General features: G+C 52.0%; 8 protein-coding genes. 5 read left to right on the forward strand and 3 right to left on the reverse strand.

Going from position 1 to position 13043, the window contains the following annotated elements; genetic code table 11:
• Window positions 1-648 precede the first annotated feature (648 nt).
• Window positions 649-1836, forward strand: a complete 1188-nt coding sequence (gene ompC / locus KCR01S_RS00750) for a porin OmpC (protein ID WP_061279256.1) — start codon at window positions 649-651, stop codon at window positions 1834-1836.
• 55 nt (window positions 1837-1891) lie between these two features.
• Here the strand turns inward: ompC and KCR01S_RS00755 are convergent, their stop codons facing one another.
• Window positions 1892-2788, reverse strand: coding sequence for an N-acetylmuramic acid 6-phosphate etherase (locus KCR01S_RS00755; protein WP_061279257.1), 897 nt, complete (start codon window positions 2786-2788; stop codon window positions 1892-1894).
• A gap of 168 nt (window positions 2789-2956) precedes the next feature.
• On the opposite strand from KCR01S_RS00755, the gene KCR01S_RS00760 reads away from it, so the two are divergent.
• Both KCR01S_RS00760 and dcuR read left to right on the forward strand, forming a co-directional pair.
• Entirely contained in the window at window positions 2957-4579 is a 1623-nt protein-coding gene (locus KCR01S_RS00760; protein WP_061279259.1) for a sensor histidine kinase, read from the forward strand.
• Window positions 4572-5291, forward strand: a complete 720-nt coding sequence (dcuR, locus tag KCR01S_RS00765; RefSeq protein WP_061279260.1) for a two-component system response regulator DcuR — start codon at window positions 4572-4574, stop codon at window positions 5289-5291. The genes KCR01S_RS00760 and dcuR overlap by 8 nt, the downstream gene beginning before the upstream one ends.
• On the opposite strand, the gene KCR01S_RS00770 is transcribed toward dcuR, so the two are convergent.
• Together KCR01S_RS00770 and KCR01S_RS00775 are read right to left on the reverse strand one after the other, a co-directional pair.
• Window positions 5272-6237 carry an FAD:protein FMN transferase gene (locus KCR01S_RS00770; protein WP_061279261.1) on the reverse strand — a complete coding sequence of 322 codons (966 nt, stop codon included), beginning with the start codon at window positions 6235-6237 and terminating at the stop codon, window positions 5272-5274. The two genes, dcuR and KCR01S_RS00770, sit on opposite strands and share 20 nt — an antisense overlap.
• Before the next feature lie 66 nt (window positions 6238-6303).
• Window positions 6304-9108: a flavocytochrome c gene (locus KCR01S_RS00775; protein ID WP_061279262.1), complete on the reverse strand. Its 2805-nt coding sequence runs from the start codon at window positions 9106-9108 to the stop codon at window positions 6304-6306.
• Between the two features lie 627 nt (window positions 9109-9735).
• Here KCR01S_RS00775 and KCR01S_RS00780 point away from each other — a divergent pair.
• Both KCR01S_RS00780 and fumA read left to right on the forward strand, forming a co-directional pair.
• A complete protein-coding gene (locus tag KCR01S_RS00780) occupies window positions 9736-11250 on the forward strand; it encodes an anion permease (RefSeq protein WP_202212791.1) in 1515 nt (504 codons plus the stop codon).
• A gap of 56 nt (window positions 11251-11306) precedes the next feature.
• Window positions 11307-12956, forward strand: a complete 1650-nt coding sequence (gene fumA, locus KCR01S_RS00785; RefSeq protein WP_061279264.1) for a class I fumarate hydratase FumA — start codon at window positions 11307-11309, stop codon at window positions 12954-12956.
• The last annotated feature ends 87 nt before the right edge of the window (window positions 12957-13043 follow it).

Here is a 13043-nt window from a genome sequence, read left to right on the forward strand (position 1 = left end):
AACAAAATGTGACGATAATCACATTATAACGATTTAAGTGCCGCAAGGTAGTCTCTGATCTCCCCACGACGCAACGAAGTGCCACTCCCTTGATCTTCGGCAATTTTGCCCTGACAACCTCGCGAGTCGTCGGAAAAGGCCCGTAATGGTCTTGGTAAGCTTAAAATGACCTGAATTATTTACTTCGTAGGCAAATCTTGTGGTGTGAAATATAACGGTGATTGTTTTTAATTTATCACCCATTCTTAATGTCAATAAATAATATCTATCAATGATAGTCACACTGCTTCAATAAATAAACATTAAGCCGCACATTTAGTTATTACTAAAACCCATGCCCTGTCTCCCCTGAACATCATATCGATGAAATCATATATCCACCTTATATTTATTCATACATAATGAAATAAAATCAATCTTCGCAACCACATAATAAAAACCTTATAAAACAGCATTTTATATATAACATAATGATTGATATCGGTTTCACATATTTAATTGATTATAAATAAAACATTTTGAAATATTTTATATATTTTAATTACATTTATATCGTAAAACAAAATGAACCTCCAATATAGTATGCAGGTCAGTAACGCCGGATGACGTTACCTTATTCACATGCGTAATAATGCAAAGGAAAATATAATGAAAATTAAAGCACTGGCACTGTTGGTTCCTGCTCTTCTGATGGCCGGAGCCGTAAATGCTGCGGAGATATATAATAAAGACGGCAATAAACTTGATCTTTACGGCAATCTTGATGCCCGTCACACCTTCTCTGATAACGCAGGCGATGATGGCGACGAAACCTACGTGCAGCTTGGTTTTAAAGGCGAAACGCAAATCAACAGCGAGCTGACTGGCTATGCTCAGTGGGAGTACAAAACCTACGCTAACGACACCGAGAATGCAGGCGATAACTCCTTCAACCGCCTTGCCTTTGCGGGGCTGAAGTATGCTAACTACGGTTCCTTCGATTACGGTCGTAACTACGGTACGATCTACGACATTGAAAGCTGGACCGATATGCTGCCAGTGTTTGGTGGCGATTCCTACACCTGGTCCGATAACTTTATGGTGGGTCGTACCAACGGCGTTGCTACCTACCGTAACACCGACTTCTTTGGCGAAGTCGAAGGCTGGAACTTCGCGCTGCAGTACCAGGGCAATAACGAAGATGGCTCAAATCATCAGGAAGGGACTAAAAACGGTCACAATGACGTTCGTTTCCAGAACGGCGATGGCTACAGTATGTCTACCACCTATGAATTCGGCGAAGCCTTCCCTGTGCTGCAGGGCCTGAGCGTCGGTGCAGCATACGGTGCTTCTGACCGTACCAACGACCAGGTTAATTCCCGCGGGACATACAATAACTACGGTAATGGCAAAAATGGCAGCGTTCGCGCTGGCGGCGATACGGCTGAAGTTTGGACTCTGGGCGCGAAATACGATATCAACAACATCTATTTGGCGATGATGTATGCTGAAACCCGTAACATGACACCGTTTGGTGACGATGGTATCGCTAACAAAACGCAAAACTTTGAAGTCACCGCACAGTACCAATTCGACTTTGGCCTGCGCCCATCTCTGGCCTGGGTCTATTCCCGCGGTTATGATGTCGGTGTCCACCACAATGACAGCGGTTCCTATCTGACCGACCAGGATCTGGTAAACTACGTTGATGTTGCTGCGTCCTACTACTTCAACAAAAACATGTCCACTTATGTTGATTTCAAGGTTAACCTGCTGGATAGCTCATCCAACTTCTACCATGCTAACGGTATCTCTACCGATAACGTCCTCGGCATGGGTCTGAACTACCAGTTCTAACCCGGCGATGAAAAAAGCCCGCATTATGCGGGCTTTTTTTATATTATCCTTCCTGCTATGGCGCTTCTTGTAACGCGACACGTACAAACCCGTTATTTTGCGCCAGCAGCTCATGTGCTTTCCATGCGTCCATTCCGGTTAACACCATCAAGATAGCTGTCTTACAGTGGTGATCGCAGCTTTCCAGCGCCGCTTTTGCCGCCGCGCGGGAGCAGTTCCCCGCCGCCATGACGATAGCAATCTGGCGTTCTACCATATGCAGAGTCGTACCGCGGATATCAACGCGCATATTGCTGTAAACCCGCCCGCTGCGAATGGCCAGCGCAGTCGTCAGCATCGACAGTACCATTTTCTGCGCCGCAATCGCCTTCGGATTTCCGTAGCCAGCCACCGCTTCAGGCCCAGTTTGCGCAGCGATAACGATATCCGCCAGTTCTGTCGCTTCACTTTGGGCAAAACGGGTGATCACCGCGCGCGGTGCCCCCAGCGACCAGGCATGACGCAGCGCGCCCCACAGCCAAGGGGTTTTGCCCCCCACCGTCAGCGCCACCAGCATATCTTTTTGTGTGAACCCGATGGCCTGCAGATCGAGAATACCGCGATCATAATCCTGCGCGGCCTCCTCCATGCTGTGCAGCATTGCCAGCGCCCCGCCGGCAATCAATCCAATCAGCGGATGCTTTTCATCCGGTGCATATTCATTAGCCGTAATAATCGCATTTCGGCCCGAGGCACCGGCGCCAGCCAGTACTACACGGCCGCCATGACTTAGCGTCGCCACCGCAGTATCAACCAACCGCGTGATTTCATCAAGACAAGGGGTAATGGCGTCGGCGATATATTTATCCTCTTGATTTATAACGCCTAACATATCGCGGGTTGATAATCTATCAATTTCAGCCGTCGTCGAGCTACGTCGTTCCATGACTGAACCTGCAAGCTTAGTGCTCATAAACGGTCTCCTTATTATGGGTTCTGCAGCAATACTAAAGTGTTTTGTATGAATAGCTCTGCGAGTACGGTCACAAAGAGGCGTGAGTTTTTGTAAGGACGTGACCACTTTATGTATTGAGTAACATCGGCGATAATGCGTTTTTGCTATTGATAAATGAAGGTTTTAATGCGCAGCAAGCAGCAGCCTCAGCCCCACCCGAAGCGCCCTATGAAGCTAAGCACGCTGGTCACGCTGATGGTTTGTAGCGTCATTTTCTCCGTCTTACTGGTGGTTTACGCCTTCTATTTTATTCAAATCACCAAAGCCACCCGTGCCGGCGTGGAAGATACGGCCTTTGCGATTGCACGAACGCTGGCAGATTCTCCTGAAATCAAGCGTGGCTTAAGCTTCCCGCCGGAACAGAATATTATTGAACCCATTGCCACCGCCGTACAGCAGCGCAACGGCCTGCTTTATGCCGTCGTCACCAACATGGATGCCGTCCGTTATTCTCATCCGAATACCCAGCTTATCGGCCAGCATTTCATTGGGGCCGATCTGCAGCCGGCATTGAAAGGACAGGAAAATCTGTCGATTAACCACGGCGTTCTCGCCGAGGCTCTGCGCGTCTTTACGCCGATCTATAACGACAGCAAACAACAAATTGGCGTGGTTATTGTCGGTATTTCGCTCCAAAAGGTCGACGAACAGCTGAGCCGAGCGCGCTGGAATGCCATCTGGTTTGTCCTTTTTAGCGCCATCGTGGGTACGCTCGGCATCTGGGGGCTAGTGCGGGTATTGAAAAATATTCTTTTCGGCCTCGAGCCCCATGAAATTTCCAGCCTGTTTGAACAACGCCAGGCCATGCTGCAATCGCTGCGTGAAGGGGTGATTGCGGTGGATAATAAAGGGCGAGTAACGCTGATTAATCAGGCTGCGCGTGAGTTTCTCTTTTCCGCCAACAGCACTGCACTTGGCGAAGCTCAGCACGCCCCGCTGCTGGCCAACCTGAAGGACGTCCTCGCCAGTGGTAATGCTATTGAAGATCGAGAGATTGGCTGTAACGGTCGTTTGCTGCTGTGCAATACCGTACCGGTACTGAACAATAAACGCGTCATTGGTGCCATCAGCACCTTCCGTGATAAAACCGAAATCAGTCAGTTGATGCAGCGCATGGACGGCCTGGTGAATTACGTTGATGCCCTGCGCAGCCATTCTCACGAGTTTATGAATAAACTTCATGTGATCCTTGGGTTACTGCACATGAAGCGCTACGACAAGCTCGAAGAGTACATTCTGCAAACCGCCCAAAACTACCAGACGGATATTGGCACGCTACAGCATAAAATTAAGTCACCGATTATCGCCGGTTTCCTGCTGGGCAAAATCAACCGAGCGGGCGATCTCGGCATTACCCTGACGCTGGCCGAGGAAAGTCTTATTCCCGATAACCCAAACGAAGTGCAGGTTGCGGTTCTGGTCACGGTGCTCGGCAACTTGATTGAGAATGCGTTGGACGCCATGGCTGCTCAGGGAGAAGGTGAAATCGGACTGTTGCTGCACTACCAGAACGGCTGGTTAAGCGGCGAGGTCAGCGATGATGGCCCGGGTATCGAGGCGGAGAAAATAGACGCTATCTTTAATAAAGGTTTTTCAACGAAAGGCGAAAATCGTGGCGTAGGCCTGTTCCTGGCCCGCCAGCAAACGGAAAATCTTGGCGGTACCCTTTCCGTCGAGTCAGAGCCTGGCGTATTCACACAATTTTTTGTCCATATTCCCTGGGATTCGAGAGGAACGACGCGTGATTAATGTTTTGATTGTCGATGATGATGCCATGGTGGCCGACCTGAACCGTTGCTACATCGAGCGGGTTGACGGCTTCGTCTGCATCGGGATCGCCTCAACGCTACAACAGGCTAAAGACAAAGTTCTCGATCGCGCCCAGCCTATCGACCTGATCCTGTTGGATGTGTATATGCAGCAGGATAGCGGTCTGGACCTGCTCCCCGAGGTACGCAACTCGGGCCGCGCCATCGACGTTATCATGATCTCTTCCGCCTCTGATGCCGCCACCGTGCAAACCTCCATGCGCTACGGCGTCGTCGATTATCTGATAAAGCCGTTCCAATTTCCGCGATTTGAAGAAGCGCTGTTGAGCTGGCGGGAGAAAAAACAGCTGATGGGTAGCCACGCTTATTACGAGCAGGCCGACGTTGATCGACTGCTGCACGGCGGTACCCCTGAGTTGGCCGACACGAAACGCCTGCCGAAGGGCTTAACGCCGCAGACGCTACGTACGCTGTGCCAATGGATAGATGCGCACCCAGAGACGGAATTCTCCACCGATGACCTCGCGCAGGCGGTGAATATTTCCCGCGTCTCATGCCGCAAGTATCTGATTTGGCTGGCGCAGGTCAATATTCTGTTCACCAGCATTCACTATGGCGCCACCGGCCGACCGGTTTATCGCTACCGCTTGCAGCCGGAACAAAACGCGCTGCTTAAACAGTACTGCCAGTAAGGCGATAATCGTTATCCAACAACGTAAAGCGATAGTGGTGGCTAGACGACAGCACCACTTCTTTCGCTTTGGTGACAAAAATCGCCTCAATATCCGGCCGCGCGCGCAGCGCGGCGCAGCCCTTTTCAACGCCCATGCCGTACATCAGCGTGGTCCAGATATCACCATCAATGGAATTTTCGCTGACGATCGTCACGCTATCCAACTCGTTATTCAGCGGGTAGCCGGTACGCGGGTCGAGGATATGGTGGTAAATCTGCCCGTTGTGCTCAAAAAAACGCTCATAAACCCCGGACGTAACCACCGATTTATGCGCAATTTCCAGCGTGCCGATCATTGAGCCAGAGGTAGAAAACGGTTTCTTCAGGCCGATTGACCATCCCCCTTCTGGCGTTCCGAGTGTCTGCACGTTACCGCCGAGATTAATCAGCCCCTGAACAACCCCTTCTTTGCGCAGGTAATCACGCACGCGATCGGCAATATAACCTTTGGCGATCGCCCCGAGATCGATCTCCATTCCGGCTTGCGTGAGATAAACGCTCTGCTCGTCATCGTTCAGCACGACCTGTTTCGGATCGGTCAGTGCCAGTAAACGGACAATATCTTCAGCCGGCGGGACGGTGTCGCCACGAAAGCCAATACGCCAGCGCTTCACCAGTGGGCCAATCGCGAGATTGAAGGCACTGTCCGGCAGCATGCTCGCCGCTTTGGCACATTTGATGAGACTGTAAACCGGGCTGCTGACCGTCACGGCGCGTTTGCCGGCAGCATGGTTGATATCCATCACCTGCGACTGCGCGCGGTTGACGGTGAGTAGATCTTCATACTGTTTGATAAGGCGGAATACGCGGGAAGCGAGCGCTTCGTCGTGGGCAAAAAGCTTAAGCAGGATGGGAGAGCCCATCAGGACGGCGGAATAACTGTAAACCCTTGTGGTGTCTGACATTCATTTCCCCCTTTGCTGGATGATAATAGCCCGGCATCACGAATGAAACCGGGCTACGGGGCTTAATTACGCTGATTCAAGCATCGCCCACGGTACCTGCTGTGCACGCATTGCAGCCTGATGGCCGGCAAGCGTACCAAAGATAATAATATCCGCCACGGCATTCCCGCCAATACGGTTGCCACCGTGAATCCCACCAACCACTTCCCCGGCGGCATAGGCCCCTGGGATCGCCTGTTTTTGTGCATTCAGCACATTGGTGTCGGTATTGATCGTTACGCCCCCCATCGTGTGGTGAACGCCCGGCGCAATCTGAATGGCGTGGTACGGCCCTTCGTTAAGCGGTGCACGCAGCGCCGTTTTACGACCAAACTCCTCGTCATCCTGTTTTTCCACCGCCGCATTATAGCGGTCAAGCGTCGCCAGGAACGCGGATTCATCCAGGCCCAGTTTCGCTGCCAGTTCGCTCGGCGTGCTGGCGCTGGTCACCAGACCTTTGGCGATGTATTCATCCGCCGCTTTGTTTTTCGACCGAACATGTTCATCAAACACGATGTAAGCATAGTGTTCTGGCAGAGCAATGATGGCCGCCGAGACTTTATCGCGAGTATCCATTTCATTGAAGAAACGGTTACCGCTCTGGTTCACCAGGATAGCGCCGCCGCCGCGGATAGATTCGGAAACCAGATAAGAGGTTTTCTGTTCAACCGTTGGGTGAATCTGAATTTCGCCCATATCGACCGTTCCCGCACCAATACGTTCCAGCAGAGCGATACCGCCGCCAGTCGCGCCTTTGTGGTTAGTGGTAACAAAGCCTGCGAGATCCGGACGGTATTTCACCACCATCTCGCTGTTAGCGCTAAAGCCGCCGGTAGCCACAATGATGCTGCGCGTCTGAATGGTCAGGTTCTCTTTCTCATCGGTCAGCAGGCGCACTGCGGAAACTTCGCCGCCTTCCATCACAATATCGACCACAGAAGTGTCGAGCATGACGTCAATCTGACGTTTTGTGACGTTGCGCACAAGGCCGCTAATCAGATATCCGCCGACGGCGGAACCATCTTTTGGACGGTGCGTACGGTCAATGCTCATCCCACCGGTGGTGGTGATATCGTTAAGCATGATGCCGCGATCCGCCAGCCATTCGATAGCCTGCGGTGCGGTTTCAACGAAGCGACGCAGCAGCGCGGGGTTATTTTTGTTGTGACCCCCTTTGAGCGTTTCGGCATAAAACAGCTCTTTGCTGTCCTGAATACCTTTAACCCGCTGGAAGCGCGTTTCGGCCGCATTCATCCCGGCAGACGCTTTAATGGTGTTACCGCCAATCGTTGGCATTTTTTCAACAATCAGTACTCGGGCACCGTCGTCATGCGCCTGAATTGCTGCCGCCAGACCGGCACCGCCGCTGCCAACCACAACCACGTCATAAGCCTGTGGCGTGGATGCTTCGCCCCCCTCTTCCGCCTGCAGCGCTTTGCTGGATTTCACCATCGCTTTCGACACGGCTTTTTTAACCGCTTCACTCTGGCTGGTCGCGCCGGAAATCGCATCAACGTGCGGCGTATTGGCATCGAGGATACGCGAGCGAATCTCTTCAAAGCTGGTGACAAACTCGACGTCCTGATCGACGCCGCCGGTCAGTTCAATATCCGCAATACGGTCGGTTTCGAGGCTGACGTTGATAACCAACTCACCGGCCTCATCCTGGACCTTCTCAATAAACACGCCCGGCTTAAATTTCGAGACGGTCATGCTCATATCGCGGATCATCGCTTCCACCAGCGAGAAGCGCCACAGCGGCTCTGGGATGTTCAGCGCTTCGCGCTGGGTGCTGTCAATATACAGATCCAGCATCTGCGCATCGGCGATGCGGTCCGCCCAATCAGGGTAAGCAATACAGGCGCGGCCTACGGCAACCAGATCATAGCCGTGCGCCATCGCGCTATCCACATCGCTTTCATTGACTACGCCGCCCACGCCCATCACCGGCACCTGCGCCAATGTCTCTGAACGCATGGCCACATATTTTTCAATCAGTGGTGTGGGATCGGTGGTGTCAACAATAGACGGACGCAGAGTGGCGCCAACGGAGAAGTGCAGGTAGTCCAGACCGCGAGCTGCCAGCTTTTCCATCAGGTATAGCGTGTCGTCAAAGCGGATACCCGGGACTTCCATCTCTTCAGGTGAGAAACGATAGCCGATAATAAACGCATCGTCGGCGTACTGACGCACCATTTTATGGGTGATATCCAGCACCGCTAATGGGAACTTCGCACGGTTGTCGCGGCTGCCGCCCCATTCGTCGTCGCGCTGGTTTGAGTTCGGCGAGTAGAACTGCTGGATCAGGTAGGTGTTTGCGCCGTGGATTTCCACGCCGTCAAAGCCCGCTTGAATTGCGCGACGAACGGCATCGCCAAACTTGCCTACCATTCCTTCCACTTCTTCGGTAGTCAGCGCGACAGGCGTTGCTGCTCCATCACGCGGTGCGGCAACTGCGCTTGGTCCCACCGGAGTCCGGCCGCCGATAAGCTTAGGATCCACCATCCGGCCGCCGTGATAAATCTGCAGCAGCGCTTTTGAACCTTTGGATTTAATGGCATCGGCGATTTTGGCAAGACCGGCGATTTTTTCGTCGCTGTCGATACCTAACGCCCCTGGGAAGGCGAGGCCTAAATCGTCAACAAAACAACATTCCACGATGATGGTACCGATGCTCCCGGCGCGCGCACGGTAGTACTCCACCAGTTCGCTGCTAACGGAACCGTCGTAATAGCCCGCGCATGTAGTCATCGGTGCCATAAACAAACGGTTTTTAAGCTCAGTGCCATTGGGTAATGTGAAGGAGCTGAATACGCGATGATCACTTTTCATAATAGATACTCCAAACTTTAAAAATTAAATTCAAGAATTCGGGATCGGACTGTATTTGAGTTATTTGTTTTGCCGATATCATGCTATTAATATAGCGATAATTTTAGTTACTAAAGTCATTACGTTAGTTAAAAAACTATTTAATCCCATTAATAACACCAATACCTCTATAGCGTTATTTATTATCTTATTTTTATTCACAAATATTTAATAAATAGCAATCTATTTGTAACCGTATCTCAAGTGGTAAAACCAGTTCACGATGAAAGATAAAAACCACATAATCAATAAGTTAAATATATGAATCGCAGCGAAAAACGCCGTTAAATAAGATGATTAATAGATTCTGTGATTATAATAACCCCATAATCACATAGGGTTAATCAATCGCGTTTAAAAATAACACCACTTCTGAGTTTTTTTGATCGCGATCAATTGCAATAGCATCCAAAAGCGCATTATATGAATATAAGATTTTTTTAAATTAGCGCTAAATAAAATAGCGCCAACAGCTTTTACAAAAAATTGCCAGTCGCGCTTTTGAAACCTAATAAAAGTAAAATAACTAAAAAAAGCACAGCGGCGATTTTAGCAAACCTTATTATTAACTACTTATAGAAGCGTAATATGAACGAGAAATCTGCGACATCGCACTCACCGGCTCCGGTGAGCAAACCGAAGGACGGTAAGAAAAACCGCCTTCTAATGATGGCTCTGCCTATTATCGTGGCCGTGCTGCTCCTTTTTGTCCCAGTACCTGATGGGCTCCCTCCTTACGCATGGCACTACTTCGCCATCTTTGTTGGCGTGATAGTCGGCCTGATCTTCGAGCCTCTGCCGGGTGCCGTTATTGGCCTAACCGGGGTGGTCGCCATCGCCCTGTGCAGCCAATGGGTGCTGTTCAGTCCGGAGCAACTGGCGGACGAGAAATTCAAACTGGCCGGCGCCTCCTTTAAGTGGGCGGTAAGCGGTTTTGGCAACTCTACCGTTTGGCTCATCTTCGGCGCCTTCATGTTCGCCGCTGGGTATGACAAAACTCGCTTCGGCCGTCGCCTGGCGCTGATTCTGGTGAAATATCTGGGGCGTCGCAGCCTGACGCTGGGTTACGCCATTACCCTGGCTGATCTGCTGTTGGCTCCCTTTACACCATCCAACACCGCGCGAAGCGGTGGGACTATCTACCCAATCATTGCCAACCTGCCACCGCTGTACGGGTCAAAACCTAACGATCCTAGCGCGCGTAAAATCGGCTCTTATCTGATGTGGGTTGCAATCACCGCCGCCTGTATTACCAGCTCCATGTTCCTTTCTGCCCTCGCCCCTAACCTGTTGGCGCTGGCATTGGTTAAAAGCATCGTTGGTATCAACATTTCCTGGGGCACCTGGTTTATCGCCTTCCTGCCGCTGGGCGTGCTGCTGATCCTCACCATGCCGCTGCTGGCCTACTGGTTCTACCCGCCGGAAGTAAAAGTGAACGATGAGGTGCCGCTGTGGGCCAAACGTGAACTGGAAAAACTGGGCAAACTGTCACGTAACGAAATTCTGCTGCTGGTCTTCGTCTGCTGCGCCCTGATGATGTGGATCTTTGCCGCCGCGTGGATAGAGCCGGCAATGGCCGCGCTGCTGATCATCGGCCTGATGCTGTGGACCGGCGTGCTGGAGTGGAACGACATCACCGGCAACAAAGCGGCATGGAACACTTTCGTGTGGTTCGCCACGCTGGTTGCGCTGGCCGATGGCCTCTCTTCTACCGGCTTTATCGGCTGGCTGGGGAAAGAAGGCGGCATGCTGATGAGCGGTATCTCTCCGGGCGTAGCAACCATCGTATTGCTGCTGGCGTTCTACCTGCTGCACTACCTGTTTGCCAGCACCACCGCGCACACCACCGCGCTGCTGCCAGCGATGCTGACCATCGCTTCAACCATCCCGGGCATGAACATGAACGTCTTCGTGCTGCTGATGGTGACCTCGCTGGGTATCATGGGGATCATCACCCCCTACGGCACCGGCCCAAGCCCGATTTACTACGGCAGTGGCTATCTGCCAACCAAAGACTACTGGCGCCTCGGTACTATCTTTGGCGGCATCTTCCTGGCGGCCCTGCTACTCATCGGCTACCCGTGGATGTCCATGATGTTCTGATTCATAACCGTCGGAGGGTAACTTCCGGCGGTTTTATTTTTATGGAGTGAAGAGCTATGTCGAACAAACCGTTTTTCTACCAGAATCCCTTCCCACTGGCCCATGACGATACCGAATATTATCTGCTGAGCCGCGAGCACGTTAGCGTCGCCCAGTTTGATGGCCAGGATGTGTTAAAAGTCGAGCCAGAAGCCTTAACCCTGCTTGCTCAGCAGGCGTTCCATGATGCGGCCTTTATGCTGCGCCCTTCCCATCAAAAGCAGGTTGCCGCAATCCTCACCGACCCGGACGCCAGCGAAAATGATAAATACGTTGCGCTGCAGTTCCTGCGTAACTCAGAAATCGCTGCTAAGGGCATTCTGCCAACCTGTCAGGATACCGGCACCGCGATTATTATGGGTAAAAAAGGCCAGCGCGTCTGGACCGGCGGCGGCGATGAAGCTGCTCTGTCTCAAGGGGTCTACAACACCTATATTTCCGACAACCTGCGCTATTCACAAAACGCCGCGCTGGATATGTACAAAGAGGTCAACACCGGCACCAACCTGCCAGCACAGATCGATCTGTATAGCGTTGACGGCGATGAGTACAAATTCCTGTGCATCGCGAAAGGCGGCGGTTCCGCAAATAAAACCTATCTGTATCAGGAAACCAAAGCGCTGATCACGCCAGCGAAGCTGAAAAACTACCTGGTCGAGAAAATGCGCACCCTCGGCACCGCAGCCTGCCCGCCTTACCACATCGCCTTTGTTATCGGTGGTACCTCTGCGGAAGTGACGCTGAAAACGGTGAAACTGGCCTCTACCCGTTACTACGACGGCCTGCCAACCGAAGGTAACGAGCACGGCCAGGCGTTCCGTGACGTTCAGTTGGAACAGGAACTGATGACCGAGGCGCAAAATCTTGGTCTTGGCGCACAGTTTGGCGGTAAGTATTTTGCTCACGATATCCGCGTAATTCGCCTGCCGCGCCACGGCGCATCCTGCCCAATCGGTATGGGCGTCTCCTGCTCTGCTGACCGTAATATCAAAGCCAAAATTAACCGTGACGGGATTTGGATTGAGAAGCTGGAGCATAATCCGGCGCAGTACATTCCAGAAGAGCTGCGCCAGCAGGGCGAAGGCAACGCGGTCAGCATTAACCTGAATCAGCCAATGAGTGAAATTTTAGCGCAGCTTTCCGCTCACCCGGTATCTACGCGCCTTTCCCTGAACGGGACCATTATCGTGGCGCGCGATATCGCTCACGCTAAGCTCAAAGAGCTCATTGATAACGGTGAAGCGCTGCCGCAGTACGTGAAAGATCATCCGATCTACTACGCCGGTCCGGCCAAAACCCCGGAAGGCTACGCGTCAGGCTCCTTAGGCCCAACCACCGCAGGCCGTATGGATTCCTATGTCGATCTGCTCCAGTCGCACGGCGCCAGCATGGTAATGCTGGCCAAAGGCAACCGCAGCCAGCAGGTTACCGATGCCTGCCATAAACACGGCGGATTCTACCTCGGCAGCATTGGCGGCCCGGCAGCGGTGCTGGCGCAAACCAGTATTAAGAGCCTCGAATGCGTGGCCTATCCGGAACTGGGTATGGAAGCTATCTGGAAAATTGAAGTCGAAAACTTCCCTGCATTCGTGCTGGTAGACGATAAAGGTAACGATTTTTTCCAGCAGATCCAGAACACACAGTGCGCGGGATGTACTAAACGCTAAACCACGCATCGCCGGTAACCTGGCGACGCGTTTCTTTATTAGCCAGCATTGACGCAATGCTGGCTTTTTTTATCCTGAAAATCCCCC

The sequence above is a fragment of the Kluyvera cryocrescens NBRC 102467 genome (genome assembly GCF_001571285.1).
In the GTDB taxonomy this organism is placed as follows: Bacteria; Pseudomonadota; Gammaproteobacteria; order Enterobacterales; family Enterobacteriaceae; genus Kluyvera; species Kluyvera cryocrescens.